This is a genomic window from ANME-2 cluster archaeon (genome assembly GCA_019429385.1).
GTDB lineage: Archaea > Halobacteriota > Methanosarcinia > Methanosarcinales > Methanocomedenaceae > Methanocomedens_B.
In genome coordinates this window covers 1-21540 of sequence record JAHYIS010000039.1, presented here as the reverse complement: position 1 = coordinate 21540, position 21540 = coordinate 1, and the positions used below count along the sequence as shown (strand labels likewise).

Below are 21540 nucleotides of genomic sequence, written 5' to 3'. Positions count from 1 at the left end.
GGGGGTAGCCACAGCCGAACCTTGCAAGGTTCGATCCAAGCGTGCGTTTCACTCCGCTCAACAGCACAAACAACCCATAATGCGGGGTAGCCACAGCCGAACCTTGCAAGGTTCGATCCAGGCGTGCGTTTCACTCCGCTCAACAGCACAAACAACCCATAATGCGGGGGTAGCCACAGCCGAACCTTGCAAGGTTCGATCCAGGCGTGCGTTTCACTCCGCTCAACAGCACAAACAACCCATAATGCGGGGGTAGCCACAGCCGAACCTTGCAAGGTTCGATCCAAGCGTGCGTTTCACTCCGCTCAACAGCACAAACAACCCATAATGCGGGGTAGCCACAGCCGAACCTTGCAAGGTTCGATCCAAGCGTGCGTTTCACTCCGCTCAACAGCACAAACAACCCATAATGCGGGGGTAGCCCAGCCAGGTCAAAGGCGCAGGGCTTAGGACCCTGTTTCGAAGGAATCCGTGGGTTCGAATCCCACCCCCCGCATAATAAAATTCAGTACATTCTTCAAAGGATTATTTCATCTTTTTTTTGGCCTTTGCAAGCTTTTTCTTTGCATCACCGCTCCCAGCAGCAGCCATTTTTTCAAGACTTTCCAATTCGCCCTTTTTCTTAGAACTCCTTCTATCCATATCCTTCTTAGACATTGCCATAGAAGATATTATTTAAATCCTATAGTACTTAAATGATTCCAGAAGAGCCCGGCAGGCTCAAATGGCATTGTTTTTCTGCTGGTTTCAAGAAGGTATGAGAAGAGTTCGATGATTGTCTTCCAATAAGTCATATGGTGTGTGCGGATTTATCCATCCCCCGTCATTATGGCCGCATAGCAGCAAACCCCAACGAACCATATGCATACATTGACCCGTATCTTTCTCATGTGAGGACCACACAGCCTTGTACATTTGATTTACATCAGCACAGCCCTCCGCAACCCCTCAAAGTCGCTTCCCAGGATACAACCTCACAGATAGGCGAATCTTTCAGCGGGTCATTTTTACCATAGGACCTTTGAGTTGAGTTCAATGTGCTCAATTCAGGCGAAATAATTTCCGGATACTACACATTTCAGTGAACGGTTAAACCGGGCCATAAATCAACAAGTTTAAATATATCCGTACGCTTTAGCATAATAGGTTGTGTTCAATGGGAATCATAGAACTTGAGAATGTAACAAAATCGTATAACCGTAAAACAGTCATTGAAGACATTTCATTTTCAGTAGGACCTGGAGAGATATTTGGCCTGCTTGGGCCAAACGGTGCAGGTAAGACCACAACGTTGCGGATGATGCTTGATATTATTAAACCGGATTCGGGAAATATCAGGGTATTCGGAAAAAAGCTTGATCCGGATTCAAAAGACAGGACAGGCTATTTACCGGAAGAGCGCGGTCTTTACAAAAAGTCAAAGGTCATTGAACTTCTGATTTACCTGGCCCAGCTTAAAGGAATGACAAAAATCCATGCTCTGGAACATGCTGAAAGTCTACTGCAGTCAATTGAAATGCTGGAGCATAAAGAAAAAAAGATCGAAGAGCTCTCCAAAGGCATGCAGCAAAAGATACAGTTCATTGCCACCATTATTCATAATCCCGACCTTATCGTCGTGGATGAACCATTCTCAGGTCTTGACCCGGTAAATACCCAGATCATCAAGAACATTCTCATCGAACAAAAAAAAGCTGGCAAGACTATCATACTTTCCACTCATATGATGGAACAGGCAGAGGTCATGTGCGATCGCATACTGATGATCAATAAAGGTGTGATAGTTCTGGATGGGAAGGTCCGAGATATCAGGAACGAACACCGGAATAATTCTATTTTCCTGGAATTCGAAGGTAACCTTGCCTCGCTTAAAGAAATCGACCTGATAGAAAATATCATCAGTCACGGGACATATATTGAGATATTCCCAAAAGAGGGACACGATATCCAGTCTCTTATTGAAGATATTGTAAAGAGGGTCAGGATCCTGCGCCTTGAACAATCAACTCCGTCACTGAACGACATTTTCATTACCATTGTCAAGGGGGTCTCCAGTTGAACAAATCCATAATGGTAGCAAAATACGAGTTCTTAAAAACGGTAAAGAGAAAGCAGTTCATATTGGTGACATTAGGTTTCCCGCTTTTCTTTATCCTTCTCATATTGATTCCCGTAATGCTTATTGGTTTATCGTCCCCTGAAGACCTTACCCTGGGTTACATTGACCGGTCAAATTCATTTGAATTCCCGGATGAGATCACAGTAAGGGGTTCAATGATATTTTCAAATGAAATTCCGGGGACGATAAATAATCAGGATTTGGAAGACCTGGGTAATGGAATGGACCAGACCATACAATTCATACAATATTCAGATGTCACTGCTGCCAGACAGGACCTTGTATCGGGGATATTATCAGGATATCTGATCATTCCACCAGATTATATCAAGACCGGAATTGTTGAATCCTATGTGATAGGAAAAGGAACAATCATCCCTCAGGACGAACTTTCTGAATTGATGGTAAATATCCTGCTACAGGATAAAGTGGATGAAGATACCTTGCAGCGTGTCAAAGATCCTATAACTTTCAAACGATATTCTCTCGAGACCACAGGTGAGGTAAGTGAAAAAGGACTATCAGACCTGCTGGAAGAATTTGCCCTTCCCTATATGACCGGTATTCTTCTGCTGATCTCAATTTTTACCTCCTCGGGATTTCTATTGCAAAGTGTGGCAGAAGAAAAAGAAAGCCGGATAATAGAGATAATATTATCTTCAATAACTCCCATGGAACTGCTCACGGGAAAGATCATCGGACTGGGTTCGGTAGGATTGCTGCAAATAGCGATATGGCTCTCGGTGGGCTTTTCCGGATTGATATATGTTTTTGCTTTATCTATCAATCCCCTGTTATTGATTCTATCACTGGCATATTTTATCCTTGGGTTCCTGTTATTTGCCAGTATGATGGGAGCAGTGGGAGCAATAAGCGGTTCGATGAATGAAAGCCAGCAGCTCATTCCTATCTTCACGTTCCCGGCTATAGCACCCATATTGTTCATGCAGGTACTGATAACCAAACCAGATGGTACGTTATCGATGTTCTTTTCCCTGTTCCCGTTAACATCTCCCGTTGCCATGTTGATACGTATGGGCGTTTCTGATGTACCGAGCTACCAGATAGCGATAAGCTTATTGATTTTGATGGTGTCTGTATATTTCGTGATACTGGTTTCTGCCAGGTTGTTCAGAGTGGGACTGCTGATGTATGGAAAGCGACCTGCAATTGGCGAAATTGTCAGATATATGAGAACAGGTTAGAGGTCAATAATAGAAGAAAAAATGGAGTACAAATGAAAGATATTCTACATGAATTCCTGTTGATAGTGCTCGTTTTGTAGTATGATTTTTGTTGGCGGTAGTTGTAATTAGAATACATTCTGTTCTGAATAAATTAACAGAGTCGACATGTTTAAATAGTCAATACGCATACATTGACACATGTTCCTGCCAATAGATGAAAAGCAATTCAAGTTCTGGAAACTGCGTCGGGACGGGCTTCCCAATATCAATATAGCACGCTCGTTCAACATATCAAGACAGGCAGTATCCAGAGCGCTCATCAGCATGAATAAGCGAATTGAAGACACCCTGCTTGAGATGGCGCAGTCAAACCAGATAGAGATGGTAGGTATGAATGTTGAACGGGGCATCCTGTTTGGGCATTCGATACCGTTTGATGCTAAAGCCATTATATTCGTATCTGAAAAACATGGGATGCAGGTATGGTATGAACATGAAGGGGACTGCGGTGCATGTAGCAGGTACACCCAGTGTATCGAACTGTTATGGGACTTTGCAGACGAGATGAAGCTCAAACTTGAAAATACGGACGATCCCACGAAATTGGCAGAGGAACTGTTTGGGAAATTGAGGGCATTGGTATGACAATAAATGTGGCGGAAACTATACGGAAAATGATGGGCTGGTGCCCCCAGGAAAGAGTCGTTTTTGACAATAATGATTTTTTCTCTACAGGAAATTCCTATCGTACAGGCACTGCTAACTATGATGGGAATGATCAGGTTATGGATATACCAGTCCAGATGTTTGACTGGCGCATCTTTGCTGTTATGTTTGGTTCCATCGGCCTGTTTTTAATCGGCATCCAGAGGTCGGATATATATTTGATTCTTCTGTCGCTTTTGCTCTATGCATCACTTTTCATATTCGAGCGCACCAAAATATCCGTGGATAAAGAGATGTTGCGGATAAGGTTCCCGTTATTGGGTGAGAAGAGATATCATAAAAGTGATATTGATACGGTAAAACTAGGTGAAAACTATGCACACAAACATAGGGTGCGGAGTTTAATCGCATTGATATTGGTTATTTTAATATCGCTATCATCAACTTCAATTACGAGTGTGATATTTAGGATATCTACATTATTGCTGATATATGTGATATATGGCGCGATTAGAATATCCCATTATCCAGGGATCATAAGGATTAGCACCAGGGGAAGGAATATAATTCTTTATCCACGCAATGAGCATGATTTTTTGATGCTGAAAAACATTGCTCCTGAAAAGTTAAAGAAAATTGGAGGGGAATAATGACTGCTTTGATCGAAAATATACGGAAAGTTATGGGCTGGTGTCCTGTTGCGGATACTAAAATCAACAAGCCCCCTTCTGGAGAAGGTTATGCTAATAAGCCAGATAGCGGGGGCGATGCATCTCCGAAGTTATTCGGTTCGTTATTCGAATGGGATTACATCGTTAAGGAAGAACTATTGAGGTCGATTGCAGTTCTCTTCTATACCTTTATTGGCATCGGAGGATTGATCACGTATGGTTATATTAAAACAGACCTGACTGCCACATTTTATCTGGCGCCGATTGTAACCTTTGCCATTTTTGTAATCATGGTCTGGCATAGGAAGAATACACTAAGCCCAATTATATACCGTTTTGGAAATACCAAACCATTAAGAGAATTGGCTATCTTGATTGTGGTTTATGCGGTATATCTTTATTTCTCACTTCAATACCCTGTGCTTCACAGGATATGGATTCTTATTATTTTATTCATAGCCTTAAAACTTGGAAAAGTATTCGAGCTTAACCGCCCCACAGGTATTAAGATGATGCTATTCATTGCAGTAGCATCCATCTTTCTCCTTATTCGCTACTATGCATTGCAGTTGTCTCTGATGCCCTTTATAAAAGGCATCTTAGCTCTTGAAGCAGCTATGTTGGTTTTTGTGGTTCTGGCAAAGAGGATGGGATTTGAAGAACCTGATTATCTGAAAAAAATGGATGGGAGAGTTTTCCTGATATTTGTGGCACTCGTTGTTGTCTTTTCGATAATTGGAGCAGCGGTGATGATAGGGCTTGATAGGTTAATCAAATAGAGGAAGAACAAGATGGTAGCACAGGAATTATTCAATACTGGCCGATTATTGGTGTACATATTCTTTATTATCTGCCTGTATTATTTTATTAATCGATTCTACTTTAAAAAGGAACTTCAAAAAACAAAACGTACAGAATGTTTTAACTACTGGTTTTTTTATTTAAAGTCAGTTGTTTTAGTATTTATTTTATATAGTTTCAAACTTTTATTAAGCTATCTTTCGGGTTCTTTGTCTATTAATGAATATCGTCTAACAAATCTACTTTACTCTTATGTTTTTATACTAATTTTATTCGGAGTAATTGCTATTTTAATAAAAGTATTTGGCTATGATAGAACAGAAAATATGTATCCTCAGGGAATTATCGGATGGGGAAAACTATTGATTGCCGTTATGATTGGAATTGTTACAATTTTATTTTTAATAATTTCGTCTAAAAATTTGGGACTTTCTTAAGTAGGTTATATCAACTGAGATTAAAAGAGGAAAATGAATGAATGCTTTTAAGAAATTAAGGTTATGGCTGGGGTGGTGCCCGAGTGTAACTCCAACGGGATACACGTTGGACAGGCAAGTCGTTTTTGAAAATCCTTTGATCCCATCCGGTCGATCAAATGTTGAAAAATTTAAATCTAACAATATATTGTTCTCTGCTGATAATTCTGTGTTCACTTTTTGCATTGTTGTAAGCTTAAATCTGGTTTTGATGTTTGGCCGGAATCTGGATTATGCAGTATTGATTCCAATTCTCATGTTAATGTATTTCTTACTTTATTTCCTTGTAGTAAAAATGCTTCAGGCAAGTATTTCGATTGATGAAAACGGTGTTCAATTAAAATCATTCGAGCTGAGAGATGTCTTACTAAACTACAGTGACATTAAGTCAGTTACAACATTTAAATTGAATAAACCTTCAATCGCACTAATAGCAATGGCGTTAATAATTATTGTGGCATTACTTGCTTATTCAGTAATATCCGGGGAATGGAAAGTGATTGTATCCATTGCCCCTATGTTGCCATGGTATTTGCTTATCAAACAAAGGTATGACCGAGAAAAACATACTCTGGATACACAATTGTTTATCGAATCCGGAAAAAAAAAGTGGTATCAATTCTCACCGTATTATTCGGTCATAACTGATCAGTTGACTGCATCCGGGATACAGTCTGCTATTGAAAATCACAGAGGGGGAGAGTGAAATGGCTGTTCCTCTGGAAGATGTATTATTCACACAGGAGGTCGAAAAGACCTATCACCTGGGAAAACTTGCAGTTCCTGTACTAAAAGGTATAAATATTTCCATAAAACACGGCGAGTTCGTGGCTATCATGGGCCCGTCCGGCAGTGGCAAGACCACACTTATGAACCTGATAGGCCTGCTTGACAGACCCAGCCGGGGTAAGTTTTTTCTTGACGGCGTGGATACATCCACCTTATCAGACATGGAACTTGCCAGGATACGAGGCAAGAAGATAGGCTTCGTGTTCCAGACATTTAACCTTATAGCCAGGTTCGACGCCCTGAAAAATGTGGAACTGCCCATGATATACCAGGAGATACCAAAAGCAAAGCGAAAAGCCAGGGCTGTAGAGCTGCTGGAACAACTGAAACTTGAAGACCGCATGCATCACAAACCTCCTGAACTTTCAGGTGGTCAGAGGCAGAGGATTGCTATTGCCAGGGCACTGGTGAACCGTCCGGAAATACTTCTGGCAGATGAACCAACCGGTAATCTTGATTCCAGGACTGGGGAAGAAATTATGAACATTTTCAAAAAACTTAATGCAAATGGTATTACAATAATAATGGTCACTCATGAACAGGAAATTGCTGATATGTGTCATAGAATAATCAGGATAAGGGATGGATTGATAGTATGAGGATGATAAAGATATTTGGATTATTACTAATAGTAATGCTGGTACAGGTCTGTACAGCTGCTACTGATATCACTGTCCGGCCTTCAGTGATGGTGGAATACTCTGTTGACCCGGCATATCTTATGCCAGGAGACGAGGGTACGGTAACTATAACACTGAAAAATGCAGCAAAGTTGTATTCATATTATTCTGCGCCTCAGGATAAGGAATTCGACCTTACCGCACAGGTATTGGAGGCATCTCTTTCGGGGAATAGCGATATCCTGGTAACCAGTGGTGCATACTATGATGTCGGACTGCTGGGACCAGGTGATACTATCGATTTTACGTATTCCATAAAAGTGAGTAAGGATGCTACGGATAGCATCCGTTTCCTGGATTTTGTTTTCATGGGCGGAGGGAACATGTATGAAGTCAAATGGAAGGTACCGGTAACCATCGATGCCACCGGGATAAAAATAATTAATTCCGAGATAAGCAAGAACGCGGATTATATAGTGCTGGACATAGCAAATGTGAGGCCAAATACCATAAATGCGGTTACCATTGTTCCTGCAACAGATAATGTGGAGTTCCAGCCTGCCCAGTATTTCATCGGCACCATGGATTCTGATGAAATGTTCACGATCCAGTTCGATATCAAGCCCAAAGACGGAATTGAACAGATGGGAGTTAAAGCAATATTCAAGAACGGGAACAACTGGCACGAATCAGACATCCAGACCATCAATTTGAACAACTCAAAGCCCCTGGTCGTTGTGGACAAAGATTCAGATCCCTGGCTGGTGTTCGGGATAGTGGGCGGCGTGTTTGCGATAATCATAATTTTCTTTGTCGTGATGCGAAAGCGAAGAAGTTCCAGTGAAAAGCCATGAAATTCTACGACGCTCTGGAATTTGTATTCCTGAGCTTTAGAGGTGAGAAGTTCAAGACCGTAATGTCGAGTCTTGGCATTATTATTGGAGTGGCAGCTATCGTGGTCATGCTCTCTGTGGGGGAGGGATTGATAACCGGTGTATCCGAGGTCTTTGGTGATATGGATCTGAATCTGGTGCAGGTCATGCCCGGAGGTTTTGACCAACACGACGGTGGTTCTGGCAGAACTATGAAGAATGCGGTGTTGGACGACAGGGATGTTTCTTTACTGGAAGGTGTTATCGGTGTTGAGAGTGTCTCACCGCGCCGTTCTACCGGGGCCCTGATTGAGTTTCGAAATGAAGAGCGCAATGTGGGGGTCGTTGCCATTACACCATCAAAAGAATCAAATATAGTTGATACGATAGAGGCAGGAAGGTTCTTCAGTGATTCGGACCGTAACAGCGTGGTGCTGGGGTATGATATTGCCAATAATATGTTTGATATGAAGGTAAATCCAGGGTCCCACATTACACTTACGAACAGCCTGACCAATACCAGTATTGATTTTAAGGTTGTGGGGGTCCTTGAGGATGTTGAACAGATGTCTTTGCTTGGAGGCAGTAGTAATTCACAGATATTCATATCCCATCCGAGCATGAAGAGTTTACTTAACATTCAGGAGTATTCATTTTCGTCCATCAATGTCTGGGTGGAAGACCCTGATATGATTGCTGAGACTATTGAACGGATGGATAAAAGTCTCCAGAGGACCCACAGGAATGAAAAATATACTATCTTTGACCAGAGCGGTTTTCTGGAAAGTATAACGGGTGTGCTCACCCAGATAAAATATGCACTTGGAGGCATAGGCGCTGTTGCCCTTGCAGTGGGAGGCATAGGTATTATTAATGTGATGATGCTTACTGTTACTGAACGTATAAAGGAGATTGGCATTATGAAAGCAGTGGGTGCCAATAAAGGTGATATCAGGACACTGTTCCTGATAGAATCCGGTATCCTTGGGCTTGTCAGCGGCCTTATCGGGGTTTCCCTCGGCGGCGGGCTGGCATACCTGATATCGGCATTGGGGGATTTCCCAAGTACGGTGACCATGACGTCCATTTTAATTGGGCTGGGCTTTGGAGTAATAACGTCTGTGGTGGCAGGTGTGTATCCTGCTTCGAGGGCGGCACGGCTGGACCCGGTGGAGGCGTTAAGGGCTGAATAATACTCGTAAAAGGAGGTTCAATTATGAACTTGTTGAATAAAATAACTGGAATATTAATAAAACCAGAAGAAACGATAAAAGAAATATCCGATAGACCATATGTTGAAGAATCATTCCTGATAGTGGGAATAATTGCAATCCTGAGTGCAATTTCAGTATACTTTATGCCCATTATCTATGATTTTAGTGAGCTACCTCCCGAAGCTATGAAAATTGTGACCGTAATGACCACTGTAGTGCCAATCATATCTGCATTATTCGGTGTCATTATTATGTGGTTAATAGGAGCGGGGGTAATTCATTTTATCTCGGTTGCATTGGGAGGAGAAGGCAAATTCACCCAGATGCTAGTGGTTTACGGCTACAGTAAAACGCCTCTCATCATTAATGCAGTTATTGGAATAATAGTGTTCTCATTTATTGAACCCATTACTATTAGTATGACTGCTGCAAGGGCAGGCAATCCTATGGGCGAACTGTTATCCAATCCCTATTATATGGTTGGATTATTTTTTGGCTATATAATGCAGTTGTGGGCAATTGGCCTGCTGTTTCTGGGAGTAAAATATGTACATAATTTGAGCACAAATAAAGCTTTGATCGCAATAGCCCTACCGCTATTATTCTTTGTGTTCGGGATAGCAAGCACTTTGTTTTCCAGTATATTATTTGGTTAAATGGCACGTATGTAGATGGTGCAATTAGAAATTCAACTGGACAACAATAATTACTTACCTGGAAATGAGGTGTCAGGGAGCCTTATTTTGGTTGTCGATAAAGCGACCAATATAAGGTCCTTAAACCATCAGGTGGAAGGCAAAGAAAAGACATCCATTACGGTCAGTACTGGGAAATCATCTGTCACATATCATGAAGAGAATACGATTATCGACATCAAGCAGTCCTTTATGGGTGAGGGTATTGTCCAGCCAGGCAGATATTCTGAAGACTTTTCCTTTTTAATACCTGAACAAGCATTACCAACGTATGAAGGTCGCAATGCAAAGATCTCTTACGAGGTCAAAGCCTGGATTGATATCCCGAAACATATTGATATCAAATCCAGGAAGAAATTCATGGTAAAATCATTGCATAAAGGATCGGGAAGGCCAGGAGAAGCAGTATCACAAGTTCAAAATGACATTTCATATACGAAACGGAAACTTGAACCAACAATTTCAGTAAAACTGCCATTCGACCAATATAATACAGGCGAGACGATCCGCGCATCAGTAATGTATACTAATCCCATCAGGAGAAAGATCCGGAAGGTTGGGGCCGAATTATTCTCAAAGGAATGTGCCCAGGCAAAGCGGACTAAAAGTACCCAGAAATTATCTGTAAGGAGATTCTCATTACCTCTGGAAAATATCTATGAAGGACTATTGTCTGATTTCCAGATTAAAATTCCCGAAAACTATAATCTTAGTTTTGAAAGTTCATTTTCCAATAATAATGTGTATCTAAGATTCTATCTGGATATCAGGTGGGCCAGGGACATCTTTGTAGAATTTCCAATAACAGTGGATCATTTGTGAATCAATTACTCAAGTACTAATTTATGTGTCTCAATTCTATAAAGACCCCCCGACCCGTTCGATCTCAGGATATCAAATCATCTCTTCTACTTTGAAAACGCTCCCGTCACTGTTGATTATTCGAACGTAAAAAGGTCGAAGCATCCCTGAAAAATGGACCGGGAACTGCAATGCAATAGACTTTTTCCCATCTGATGTCTTTAGAGCTCCCGTTCCCTGTTATTTCAAGCAGGACTTGCATGCTCATCGAATTGTTTTTCTTCTGCTAACACTGCAGTTTCAATTGTTTTCACCATTTCCCCAATGATCTGTTTATGACCTCCTGTAAGGTTCTTGATGACTGTTTGAATGGTGTATACCGGTCCCCAGGGTATCCCCCACCATCCCAGAAGAAGCGTAAAAACAGTGAAGACAAGTCCAGCTATTATGTGGTTGCCCTGCCCATTGATAAAGAATCGTGAGGGTGATTTTGTTGTAAAGAATATGAGTGAAATGCATGTCTGGAACTGTGTCACCTGTGTTTGCGGTGTGATGTGTATGCCTTTATACATGGCAGTACCGTTTTTAATGGTATCCAGGTTTTCAATGACCCATACGAGAAATTCTTTTGACCTTGTATCCTCTTTTTGTACGAAGAATGATATTACACTCAAAACGGCTGCAATCTCGAGATGGATCACAGTATTATCATAATTTCCATCTGAAAAACTTATAACTGCAAAAATAATAAACAGTATTGCCAGGTAACCTATCGCATTCATGGTATTACTCCTCAAATGTTTTTGATATAATATTCCGTTATTTAGATAGATACCCCAAACAGTATATAATTTTTCTGTATTCGGGTAATGTGGGTCTATGAGGAAGAAGGTTCACCCATCGACCCACTTTTTTGCTTCGATCCTGTACAGTGCCCCAACACGCTCTATTTCAGGGAATTCTTTAATCTCATCAACCCTGAATCCCTTTTCATCATCTTTGAATCTCCCAGCTACAACTTTCCATGGAATAGCAAAGGCAACTCGCCCCTTACCTACCCCCTGGCGCAGTTCCACTGCCAGAAATCCTTTCCTGCCTGAGAGCCTGAGATAATCGGACATCCTGTCCACCTGGTGTGCACCATCCTTGTCGGTCGTAAAATGCTGGGTAAAATAGAGTGTTTTTGCCCCTTTATCCGTGGAAATGCTCTTACATTCGATACCAAGATAGTAATCAGGATGAAGGGAATCCACGATCACATCCAGGAACTGGTGGGTGAACCTGTGTTGTTTAAGCCGGAATGCGATTCCTTTGAGACGATTTTCCTCAAAATATAAATTAAAAGATTTTACTAGATGTCGTTCGAACTCTGTCATGTTTTGCACCGCGTTTTATTGCTGTAATGTTTTAGCCCTAACCATTTTAATGTTACTATAATGATATATAATGACATTGAAATTTTGTATTCCCATTTACCATCAGGTTTAACGTCAATGAAATCGTATCAGGCACCGATGAAAAAGATATACCTGGAGATAGGTTCTTCAGTGGGCCTTGTAATTATGTTCATATTGAGTCTGGTCATAATCAATACAAAATTTGTAGCAAATGCTGCATATGGTAATGTTGCTCTTCTTTTAGTTTTCGTTATCATTGCAGGTATAATAGGACTTAAGCTTTCTGAGATCCCTGATTAGCATGTTTCCCACGAACAAGGGAAATCCTTTTATATAAGATATCCATTCAATTTATTAATTAATTAGCAAATCCAACCAATATGTCTCTAAACATGAAAATGGACTTAATGTTCCAGCAGGTACAAAAAGACCTATCAAATCTGAAGGGAGTAAAGAAATCACTGGTTGCCAGCCAGGATGGTTATATCCTTAGCAAACCGGCTGAATCCAGGCTGGAATTATTTGCAATCACATCGGCAGCCATGTTAAGGACTGCAGATGCAGCCTCTGCAAAAGTAGGCAAGAATTATTCAAAACATGTGGTCATCGACTATCCGGATGAGAGGCTCATAGCTGTTCGGGCAGGTCCTAAAGCCATTGTTGCTGTACTCGCAGGAACAAACACAGGACTTGACCCTATCATGACAGAACTGGACAAGGCCGCTGAGAAAGTCCGCGGGATAATTTAACCCCTGACACTAAATATTTAAGGGTTTTGAATACTCTTTTAGCTAAAAGCATATTTTTGAGGTAGACCCTTGGTAAGCAACTCAGGACCCATTGTACTTGGAATCGAAGGTACGGCCTGGAACCTGAGTGCCGCCATTGTGGACGAGAATGACGTAATAGTCGAATCCACAGCTACCTATAAACCCCCCATCGGCGGCATCCATCCCAGAGAGGCTTCCCAGCACCATGCAGACCATCTGGGTTCAGTTATTACAAAGGTTCTATCAGATGCAAATGAAAAAGGGCTCACTCCCTCTGATATAAATGCCATAGCCTTCTCCCAGGGACCGGGCCTGGGTCCATGTCTGCGTACCGTAGCTACTGCTGCAAGGGCATTGTCCCTATCGCTTGATGTCCCGCTCATAGGTGTGAACCATTGCATAGCCCACATCGAAGTCGGACGCTGGAAAACCGATGCTCAGGACCCGATGGTATTGTATGTAAGCGGGGCGAATTCTCAGGTACTGGCATACAGGAGAGAGCGATACCGGGTTTTTGGAGAGACTCTGGATATCGGCATAGGAAACGCCTTTGATAAATTTGCCCGGGGTGCGGGACTTCAACACCCGGGTGGGCCCAAGATAGAAGAACTGGCCAAAGAAGCTACTTCGTATGTACCCCTGCCGTACATTGTCAAAGGTATGGACTTTTCCTTTACCGGCCTGTCCACGGCAGCATCCAACGCCCTGCAGACATCCCGGTTGGAAGATGTTTGTTTTTCCCTGCAGGAGAACGCTTTCGCTATGCTGGTTGAGGTGACCGAGAGGGCCGTTGCACACACGGGCAAGGACGAGGTACTGCTGGGCGGCGGTGTGGGTGCCAATCTCCGTTTGCAGGAGATGCTTGCTATCATGTGCCGCGAGCGTGGTATACGGTTCTCTGTGCCTGAGCGCAGGTTCATGGGAGACAACGGCAGTATGATCGCTTACCTGGGCCTGCTCATGTACCGGCAAAATACCTTTACCTCCATTGAGCAATCCTATGCCATGCCGAATTACAGGCCTGACGATACGCCTGTAACCTGGTGGCAAGGTTGAAAACTATTAAATTCAAGATAAAATCGAGGGTTAAGTCCCTGCTGACCACATGTTTCTAATCTTAGATATCGACAAGTGTGGTAAAAATGAATACTTATTTTATGCCTGCAGTCAACATAGGGCCGATGAGTGCAGAATCACTGGAATGGTCAGAAAAATACCGGCCCAAAAACCTTAGTGAAGTCGTAGGTCATCCTGGTATTGTAAAAGAACTGCTCAAATGGGGAGATGACTGGGAAAAGGGTATCCCTGAATACAGGGCTCTCATACTGTATGGTAAACCTGGCATTGGCAAGACCTCGGCAGCCCTGGCAATGGCATCCCAGAAGGGATGGGATGTAATTGAACTGAATGCCAGTGACCAGCGTACGGCAAAGATAATCCAGAAAGTTGCAGGTTCTGCCAGTATGATGGGGACCTTTGACGGGACTTCAGGACGCCGCCTTGTTATTCTCGATGAAGCCGATAACCTGCACGGTAACTATGACCGGGGCGGTGCCAGGGCCATCATTAATGTTGTCAAGAACACAAAACAACCCATCATTCTGATAGCCAACGAGTTCTATGACATGGATTCTGCTCTGCGTCTGGCATGTAAACCGGTACAGTTCAGGGCAATGAACAGTACTACCATAGTGAGCGTGCTCAAAGCCATCTGTCGGAAAGAAGAGGTAATGGTCGGCATGGGTGTAATAGAGCAGATCAGCGACAATGCGGGCGGTGACCTTCGAAGCGCTATCAATGACCTGCAGGCCATTGCCATAGGAAAAAATGAACTGGGGGTGGATGATATCGTCACTGCTCCCAGGGATGCCAGGGAGACCGTTTTCAGGGCAATGGATAAGATATTCAAGGCTTCTGATATGAGGTCTGCCCAGGAAGCTGCATGGCAGGTGGATGAGAGCCCTGAGGACCTTATCAACTGGATTGACGAGAATATACCCGTGGCATACAGGGACGAAAGGGATATCTATGCCGGGTTTAACCAGTTGTCGCGGGCAGACCTGTTCCTGGGCCGGGTCAGACGCAGGCAGAATTACCGGCTGTGGCGGTATGCCAGCCTGTTCATGACCGGGGGCGTGGCTGCAGTCAAGACAAAAACCTATTCGGGTTATAATAAATACCAACCCCCGCAATTCTGGAAAAAACTGGGGCAGACGAGGGCAAAACGGAATATCAGGGATTCCCTGGCCGGCAAGATAGGCGGACTATGTCATCTATCAAAGAGATACGCCCGCTCAGACCTTATCTGGTTCTTCAGGCACGTGATGAACAGTGAAGAGCATGCAGTCCATGCAGCAGCCGAGCTTGACCTTAACCCGGATGAGATTGCGTTCTTGCTGGATACGAAGGCTACAACCAAGAAAGTCAAGACCATATACGAATCTGCCCGGCAATTGATAGATGCCCAGGTAAAGCACGATATTGAGGTGTTCGGCGGGTTCACCCATACAGCTGTGGTAGATGAACAGCAGTCTGAACTTGACTTTTCTGGGACAGACAACGATGGCGATGTTGATGTTGATGTTGATGGTCCGGCCGTAGATAAAAGTGCAGGCAAGGAAAACACGAAAAACCAGAGTTCCTTATTCGATTTTTGAGGCTTTGACATATGACGGGAAAACTGATAACGCTTGAAGGTATTGATGGTTCGGGAAAATCCACGATTACGAAAAGTTTGAAACTCTTTTTCAAAGGAAAACCTGATGTACTATTTACCAGGGAACCTACGTTGGAATGGACGGGCGAGGCAGTGAACAGGGCCATAAGGGAAGAAACCGACCACCTGGCAGAGTTATTCCTGTTTCTTGCAGACCATGCAAACCACCTGAGCAAAATAATTAGACCCGGCATTGCGGATAATAAGATCGTGATTTCTGACAGGTATTCTGACAGCAGATATGCATACCAGGGTGCTACCTTACAGGGAATCATCGAACATCCACTTGAATGGGTAATGGAACTCCATAAGGGCTGGACCGTGGTCCCGGACCTTACCATCCTGTTTGATGTCAGCCCGGAAATTGCAGTTACAAGGGTGGGGACCCGTGACTATCAGACCAAGTTCGAGAAAATAAGTTTTTTGGAACAGGTGCGCTCAAATTATCTTAAACTGGTGGATATGCAGCCAGAGCGTTTCATTGTTATAGATGCACAACAGGAGTTCAGCAACGTAGAACGCGCAGTGTTTTCAGCAATGAAAGATACATTGCGCAATGAATTATAGAACAATACTATGTCTAACAAATCACCAAAAGATACTGTGATGATCAAGTCACAAGAATAGTATGACTCAAAAGTATGACTCAAAAGTATGACTCAAAAGTATGACTCAAAAGTATGACTCAAAAGTATGACTCAAAAGTATGACTCAAAAGTATGGTTCAAAAAAATCACATAATAATAAAATGAATGGTGGGCTGACCCTCCTATTTTGGAGGGCTCCCCAATTTTGGGACTTGCGCTTGCATTCACCCACTCCTGCGCACGTACGCACATCGTACCTATGCGGCAACATTCTTGAAATGAAGGTAGAGGTCTGACCTTCAAGACTATGTTCTGTCTTGAGCCTTTCACAACTTAGTCAGATAGCTCCAGCGTGAATGGCACCATTCGCCTTTCACCACTTCATTGCTAGCCCACGTAGCATGCACTTCAGCTTTGCCAGTTCTCTTACTGACTCCTAAATCTGAAGTAATTACTATGTTGTTTTACGTACCAATATATTTTTTGGTAAACAATCAGGTAACAAAATAGGTACTGAACAGGGGGCCAAAAGGAAGAAAATCAATAGACTGATATAATAAAAAAGTGACAAACCTCAAATTGCCCTGGCAAATGTGAGATAACCAGTATGTCCTATACTGATAGTAGATGGCCGGGTTCCTCTCTCACTGAACGATATCTCTCTTTGGGTACACTCAAGAGTGACCACTTCTTCAAATTTTTCGATACTTATGGCCATGCGCACTTCTTTTGCCTGTTCCAGGAACGGTGAGAAAACCACAAGATATCCACCCGGTTTCAGGATTCCAAGGACATACGGCACAACCTTATCTGCTGCCTGCATATCCAGTGTTACCATATCAAATGTCTCATCCAGGGAACGAATCTCTTTTACCAGGTCTCCTGACCTGAATTCCACATTCGTCAGGCCGGCAAGTGCAATGTTTGATCGTGCTACTTCTGCAAAATCCTCCCTTATTTCATAGGTCACTACCCTCCTGGCAATAAGCCCCATAAAAATAGCAAGGATACCTGAACCGGTACCGGCATCAAGCACGGTGTCCTCCTTATTGAGACCTGTATGGCCAATTATCATCCCGATATCCTTAGGACTTATGGGTGCTCCGGTCCTTTTCAGGGAATTGAAAAGGTCTGCTGCTCTTAAGCGATATACCTGCATTTCAAATCCCAGATGGGATATGATAACATCCATATATTCTATATCCAGCAGCTGACCCAGTTTGAAGATCCCTACATCAGTATGCAGGTCTTTTTCCTGTACACTGACAATATACCTTTTCCCATTGCCCTTTAACAGCACAGTTTCACCCGGTTTCATAGCCTGTCACACACCATGGGAACTATCAATGTAATTTGGTCGAACACGGCCACGTTTTCATTGTTCAAGTGATAAATACCTTCCTCTCCATTTATTTCAGGTAATCCTTTCATTTCGATTCAACAGGGAATGCCCGGTCATCTGGTGCGGTACATCAAGCTCCAGCAGTTCAAGTATTGTCGGGGCAATATCAGCAAATATCCCTTCCTTGAGACTTATGTCATTCATTTTGGAGATGAAAATCAACGGGACGCGATTGGTTGTATGAGCCGTATGGGGGCTTTCATCATCATAGTACACCATCTGTTCACTATTACCGTGGTCTGCCGTAACAATTGCTGCACCTCCACAGGATATTATTGCATCCACTACATTGCCCAGGCATTCATCTACTACTTCTGCTGCACGGATGGCAGCATCCAGCATACCGGTATGTCCAACCATATCCAGATTGGCAAAATTTGCAATAATGACATCGTAGTTTCCGAAATGTATCCTGTCCAGGAGCGCATCGGTCATCTCGTAAGCACTCATCTCAGGTTTCATGTCATAGGTGGGAACGTTTGGTGAAGGGATAAGGACCCGGTCCTCTCCTTCATAAGGTTCCTCGACACCTCCATTGAAGAAAAAAGTCACGTGTGCATATTTTTCTGTCTCAGCAATATGCAGCTGTTTTATTTTGCATTTGCTCAGGTATTCGGCAAGCGTATTATCAAGGCGCTCGTGCGGGAAAGCAATAGGCAGGTCAAAACTCTCGTCATACCGGGTCATGCAAACAAAATGAATGTCCGGGACTTTTTTTCGTTCAAATCCTTCAAAGTCATCGAGTGTCAGGGCGCCGGTCAGTTCTCTTGCCCTGTCAGGCCTGAAATTGAAGAAGATCACGGTATCGCCATCCTGCAGGGAAGCGGTCGCCCCTGGTAGGACAATGGTGGGTTTAACGAACTCATCGTTCTCGCCCTTTCTATAAGCAGACTGCACTGCCATTTCTGCGCTGGGAAGTCTCTCTCCTTCACCCAGTGTCAATGCATCATATGCCAGGCAGACCCTTTCCCATCTCTTATCACGGTCCATGCTGTAATACCGGCCGCTTATGGTGGCTATCTTTCCTATACCAAGCTCTTGCATCCGTTTTTCGGTTTGTGCGATATATTTCAAAGCAGAGCGTGGCGGCACATCCCTTCCATCCAGGAAAGCATGGACATAAACTCTGTCCAGCCCTGCTATCTTTGCCATTTCCAGAAGTGAGAACAGGTGGTCCACATGGCTATGTACGCCTCCATCAGATAGCAGGCCCATGAGGTGAAGTGAAGAGCCTTTTTCAAGAACACGCGTAAAGGCATCTGAAAATACCTTATTTGAAAAGAATTCACCATCCCTGATAGACTTGTTTATCCGGGTAATATCCTGATAGACCACCCGGCCTGAACCCAGGTTCAGGTGACCAACTTCACTGTTCCCCATAAGACCCTCGGGCAAACCTACTGATTCACCCGAAGCTTCCATAGTAGTATTGGGATAATTGCTTAGCAGCCTGTCCATGACAGGCGTATTTGCCATAAGCACAGCATTTCCATCGATCTGTTGATTGATTCCCCAACCGTCAAGAATAAGCAGAACAAGCGGTTTTGGGATTTCCATTATACTATTTCCTGCAATCGTTATTTTTTCTTTCCGACAAGTTCATTCAATGTAATAATAGTCCCAATTGCAAAAACGATTGCAGAAGCAATATTGAACAGTAAAGAAGTATTATAATCCTGCCATATTTCTCCGGTACGATTGGTTCCAAGGGGAATCACTAAAGGCTCGAGCAGGGTCATATCCATTTTTGTGTAAATATAAACAGCAATACCGATAATAATGAGAAAAACCCCGAACACCAGGTCAGGCGTATAAAGAGTTTGCCGGTATTCCAGTTTCTTGAGTGGAATCTGAAACTCACCAAGTATTTCGTCCTCGACTATCCGGCCTTCCACCCGGGCAAGAACATCCTGGTATTTATTTCTAAGACTATCCCTGGTGTATACAGTGATCTCCTGGTTGTTGTGCTTCTCTTCAATTCTGAGAAGAGCTCCTTCGATTTTGGTCTTTATGCGGTTTAACTGGAAAATCATCTGTTCTTTCTGAACCATCATTTACACCCTCTCAATTATTACACCATTCTATCTGTTAATAATAATATATAGCATTATATCACACATTGACAAAAAAATAATTTTGAGTACATGAAATATTTCATGCACTCAGCCAATTAAAAACTTATTTTACTTTAGGGAACCCGAGATTGTGCGCACTCTGGTGACAGGTGGTACATCCACTTGACATGCCGTGTTTTGAACCATGACAGGTAGTGCATGACGGGATTTGTCCATGCTGCGGATGGCAGTACGCACAATTCTTGTTGGAATGGCCTGTTATTTTTTCCTGAAGGTGTTTTGCATTCTCCTCATGACATCCACTGCATAAAGTAGAAGGTGTATCGGTTGGATAGTTAACCTGTGTTGGAATATGGCCCTGTATATGACATTGCTTGCAGTCCTGCTGTGTCATAGTATCATCATGGCCCACATGACAACTGGTACATTCAAGCCATTCTCCATGTACCGGGTGACACAAAGTGCAGTCAAGTTCTGCATGTTTGGTCGGTTGGGTTTCGAAAGTGGTCTGTATCACAGGAGCGTGGCACATAGCACATTCACTCTCGCTGATGACCGATGAGAATTCAATGACCCTTGGGGCATGTGCATCTGTGTGGCACAGGGAACAGTCTTCGAATCCTGATGGATGATAAACACCATGGCAGTCTGTACATTTTGGTTTATAACCGTGCTGTGGATGACAGAATGCACAACCTTTCTTTGAATGTTTACCTCCTTCCAGATTCAGTGATCGTATCGGTTTGACATGGCATTCACCGCAGGTCTGTTCAGACATACCTCTTTCATGTCCCTTGTGGCATGAATTGCAGTCCTCTACGTCCTCGTGAGGATTGATCATACGTCGGCTGGTGCGTGAAATATAATCATCATGACATTTGATGCAACGCAACATGTTCTCAAGCTTTACAATTTCTTCCGGAGCCGGAGGTGCATCAAGGCCGGTCACGTCATATATGAGCATTTTCCCAATTTCTTTCTTGAAGACCAGGGTACCAATGTTTCCCGCTTCTTCATGGCATTGGGTGCATGTAATCCCATGTTCATTATGAACAAAATCAAGTGAATCGCCAGGAGTTATGTATTTTTCATATTCAATTCCATGGCACATTTCACAAAATTCAGTTTTTGTTACGAAGTTCCAGCCTTCTGTAGCACTGAAAATAACAATCAATCCCATGATTGCAATCAATATTAACACTACAATTCTATTAGACAGTGCCATATTATTATTCTCTCCATCCTTTATTCAAAATTACACACCGCTTAATTAAATATAGACTTTTTTGTTGCGTTGAACCTTCTTAACCTTTACGATAATTGTTGAATAATATTAATATAATATTCTATCCGGCACAGTCCCATAATCCAGTTATGTAATACAAAGTTGTAATATCATCACAATAAATACATAATTTTTTTGTAATATAAAGTGATGATATTACTTTGCATCAAACATGACAACAATAAACAGCACCCTTAATAACGTTTCCGAAATCCCAATCTTTCATAACGTTTTCAGTGGATTTGGCAATGAATACGAATATACAGAAACTGAGATTTTCCGCAAGAAAAAACCACCACAATGCCCAACATGTGCTAATAATATGGTGCATAATGGTTTTAACAGCTATACCAAAAAAGGTCTTGGCACCATAAAAATTGGAAAATATCTATGTAAC

The 21540-nt window shown here is 42.8% G+C and carries 26 protein-coding genes and 1 tRNA gene; 19 read left to right on the top strand and 8 right to left on the bottom strand.

The genetic code is table 11. The features are described 5' to 3' along the window. Window positions 1-222 precede the first annotated feature (222 nt). Complete coding sequence (locus tag K0A89_11365; GenBank protein ID MBW6519083.1) at window positions 223-369, bottom strand: hypothetical protein; 147 nt, start codon at window positions 367-369, stop codon at window positions 223-225. A gap of 42 nt (window positions 370-411) precedes the next feature. On the opposite strand from K0A89_11365, the gene K0A89_11360 reads away from it, so the two are divergent. Further along, window positions 412-496, top strand: a tRNA-Leu gene (locus K0A89_11360). 29 nt (window positions 497-525) lie between these two features. On the opposite strand, the gene K0A89_11355 is transcribed toward K0A89_11360, so the two are convergent. After that, on the bottom strand, window positions 526-663 hold the full coding sequence (locus tag K0A89_11355; GenBank protein MBW6519082.1) for a hypothetical protein: 138 nt from the start codon (window positions 661-663) through the stop codon (window positions 526-528). A gap of 493 nt (window positions 664-1156) precedes the next feature. Between K0A89_11355 and K0A89_11350 the strand changes: the two genes are divergently transcribed. From K0A89_11350 to K0A89_11295, 12 genes are all read left to right on the top strand, one after another. Beyond that, entirely contained in the window at window positions 1157-2059 is a 903-nt protein-coding gene (locus tag K0A89_11350; protein MBW6519081.1) for an ATP-binding cassette domain-containing protein, read from the top strand. Window positions 2060-2070: 11 nt separating this feature from the next. Then, window positions 2071-3324, top strand: a complete 1254-nt coding sequence (locus tag K0A89_11345) for an ABC transporter permease (protein MBW6519080.1) — start codon at window positions 2071-2073, stop codon at window positions 3322-3324. Window positions 3325-3504: 180 nt separating this feature from the next. Beyond that, window positions 3505-3951 carry a hypothetical protein gene (locus tag K0A89_11340; protein MBW6519079.1) on the top strand — a complete coding sequence of 149 codons (447 nt, stop codon included), beginning with the start codon at window positions 3505-3507 and terminating at the stop codon, window positions 3949-3951. Next, window positions 3948-4622, top strand: a complete 675-nt coding sequence (locus tag K0A89_11335) for a hypothetical protein (protein ID MBW6519078.1) — start codon at window positions 3948-3950, stop codon at window positions 4620-4622. Before K0A89_11340 ends, K0A89_11335 begins: the two co-directional genes overlap by 4 nt. Beyond that, complete coding sequence (locus tag K0A89_11330) at window positions 4622-5422, top strand: DUF1673 family protein (protein MBW6519077.1); 801 nt, start codon at window positions 4622-4624, stop codon at window positions 5420-5422. The genes K0A89_11335 and K0A89_11330 overlap by 1 nt, the downstream gene beginning before the upstream one ends. 12 nt (window positions 5423-5434) lie before the next feature. Continuing rightward, window positions 5435-5881: a hypothetical protein gene (locus K0A89_11325; protein ID MBW6519076.1), complete on the top strand. Its 447-nt coding sequence runs from the start codon at window positions 5435-5437 to the stop codon at window positions 5879-5881. A gap of 37 nt (window positions 5882-5918) precedes the next feature. Continuing rightward, entirely contained in the window at window positions 5919-6626 is a 708-nt protein-coding gene (locus K0A89_11320) for a hypothetical protein (protein MBW6519075.1), read from the top strand. A gap of 1 nt (window position 6627) precedes the next feature. After that, a complete protein-coding gene (locus tag K0A89_11315) occupies window positions 6628-7308 on the top strand; it encodes an ABC transporter ATP-binding protein (protein MBW6519074.1) in 681 nt (226 codons plus the stop codon). Between the two features lie 2 nt (window positions 7309-7310). Beyond that, on the top strand, window positions 7311-8183 hold the full coding sequence (locus K0A89_11310) for a hypothetical protein (protein MBW6519073.1): 873 nt from the start codon (window positions 7311-7313) through the stop codon (window positions 8181-8183). Next, window positions 8180-9394 (top strand): ABC transporter permease, encoded by a 1215-nt coding sequence (locus K0A89_11305; GenBank protein ID MBW6519072.1) that lies wholly within the window; start codon window positions 8180-8182, stop codon window positions 9392-9394. The genes K0A89_11310 and K0A89_11305 overlap by 4 nt, the downstream gene beginning before the upstream one ends. Window positions 9395-9417: 23 nt before the next feature. Beyond that, window positions 9418-10071 carry a YIP1 family protein gene (locus K0A89_11300; GenBank protein MBW6519071.1) on the top strand — a complete coding sequence of 218 codons (654 nt, stop codon included), beginning with the start codon at window positions 9418-9420 and terminating at the stop codon, window positions 10069-10071. 15 nt (window positions 10072-10086) lie between these two features. Continuing rightward, window positions 10087-10932 (top strand): hypothetical protein, encoded by an 846-nt coding sequence (locus tag K0A89_11295; protein MBW6519070.1) that lies wholly within the window; start codon window positions 10087-10089, stop codon window positions 10930-10932. A gap of 224 nt (window positions 10933-11156) precedes the next feature. Here the strand turns inward: K0A89_11295 and K0A89_11290 are convergent, their stop codons facing one another. Both K0A89_11290 and K0A89_11285 read right to left on the bottom strand, forming a co-directional pair. Beyond that, complete coding sequence (locus K0A89_11290) at window positions 11157-11693, bottom strand: hypothetical protein (protein MBW6519069.1); 537 nt, start codon at window positions 11691-11693, stop codon at window positions 11157-11159. A gap of 111 nt (window positions 11694-11804) precedes the next feature. Beyond that, a complete protein-coding gene (locus tag K0A89_11285; protein MBW6519068.1) occupies window positions 11805-12287 on the bottom strand; it encodes a hypothetical protein in 483 nt (160 codons plus the stop codon). 60 nt (window positions 12288-12347) lie between these two features. Between K0A89_11285 and K0A89_11280 the strand changes: the two genes are divergently transcribed. The 5 genes from K0A89_11280 (at window position 12348) to tmk (ending at window position 16361) form a co-directional block, all read left to right on the top strand. Further along, window positions 12348-12608: a hypothetical protein gene (locus K0A89_11280; protein ID MBW6519067.1), complete on the top strand. Its 261-nt coding sequence runs from the start codon at window positions 12348-12350 to the stop codon at window positions 12606-12608. A gap of 98 nt (window positions 12609-12706) precedes the next feature. Continuing rightward, complete coding sequence (locus tag K0A89_11275; GenBank protein MBW6519066.1) at window positions 12707-13057, top strand: roadblock/LC7 domain-containing protein; 351 nt, start codon at window positions 12707-12709, stop codon at window positions 13055-13057. A 90-nt stretch (window positions 13058-13147) separates the two neighbouring features. Beyond that, a complete protein-coding gene (locus tag K0A89_11270; protein ID MBW6519065.1) occupies window positions 13148-14134 on the top strand; it encodes a bifunctional N(6)-L-threonylcarbamoyladenine synthase/serine/threonine protein kinase in 987 nt (328 codons plus the stop codon). Between the two features lie 125 nt (window positions 14135-14259). After that, entirely contained in the window at window positions 14260-15735 is a 1476-nt protein-coding gene (locus K0A89_11265) for a replication factor C large subunit (GenBank protein MBW6519064.1), read from the top strand. A gap of 11 nt (window positions 15736-15746) precedes the next feature. Beyond that, the gene (tmk, locus tag K0A89_11260; protein MBW6519063.1) at window positions 15747-16361 is read left to right on the top strand and encodes a dTMP kinase; all 615 of its coding nucleotides are present in this window, start codon (window positions 15747-15749) and stop codon (window positions 16359-16361) included. Between the two features lie 594 nt (window positions 16362-16955). Here the strand turns inward: tmk and K0A89_11255 are convergent. From K0A89_11255 to K0A89_11240, 4 genes are all read right to left on the bottom strand, one after another. After that, window positions 16956-17699: a methyltransferase domain-containing protein gene (locus tag K0A89_11255; protein ID MBW6519062.1), complete on the bottom strand. Its 744-nt coding sequence runs from the start codon at window positions 17697-17699 to the stop codon at window positions 16956-16958. 96 nt (window positions 17700-17795) lie between these two features. Then, window positions 17796-19340, bottom strand: coding sequence for a 2,3-bisphosphoglycerate-independent phosphoglycerate mutase (gene gpmI, locus K0A89_11250; GenBank protein MBW6519061.1), 1545 nt, complete (start codon window positions 19338-19340; stop codon window positions 17796-17798). A 20-nt stretch (window positions 19341-19360) separates the two neighbouring features. Beyond that, window positions 19361-19834 carry a hypothetical protein gene (locus K0A89_11245; protein ID MBW6519060.1) on the bottom strand — a complete coding sequence of 158 codons (474 nt, stop codon included), beginning with the start codon at window positions 19832-19834 and terminating at the stop codon, window positions 19361-19363. A 127-nt stretch (window positions 19835-19961) separates the two neighbouring features. After that, window positions 19962-21083 carry a cytochrome c3 family protein gene (locus K0A89_11240; GenBank protein ID MBW6519059.1) on the bottom strand — a complete coding sequence of 374 codons (1122 nt, stop codon included), beginning with the start codon at window positions 21081-21083 and terminating at the stop codon, window positions 19962-19964. A gap of 232 nt (window positions 21084-21315) precedes the next feature. On the opposite strand from K0A89_11240, the gene K0A89_11235 reads away from it, so the two are divergent. Next, window positions 21316-21540, top strand: a 225-nt coding sequence (locus K0A89_11235) for an ISNCY family transposase (GenBank protein ID MBW6519058.1), incomplete at its 3' end; no start/stop codon positions are given.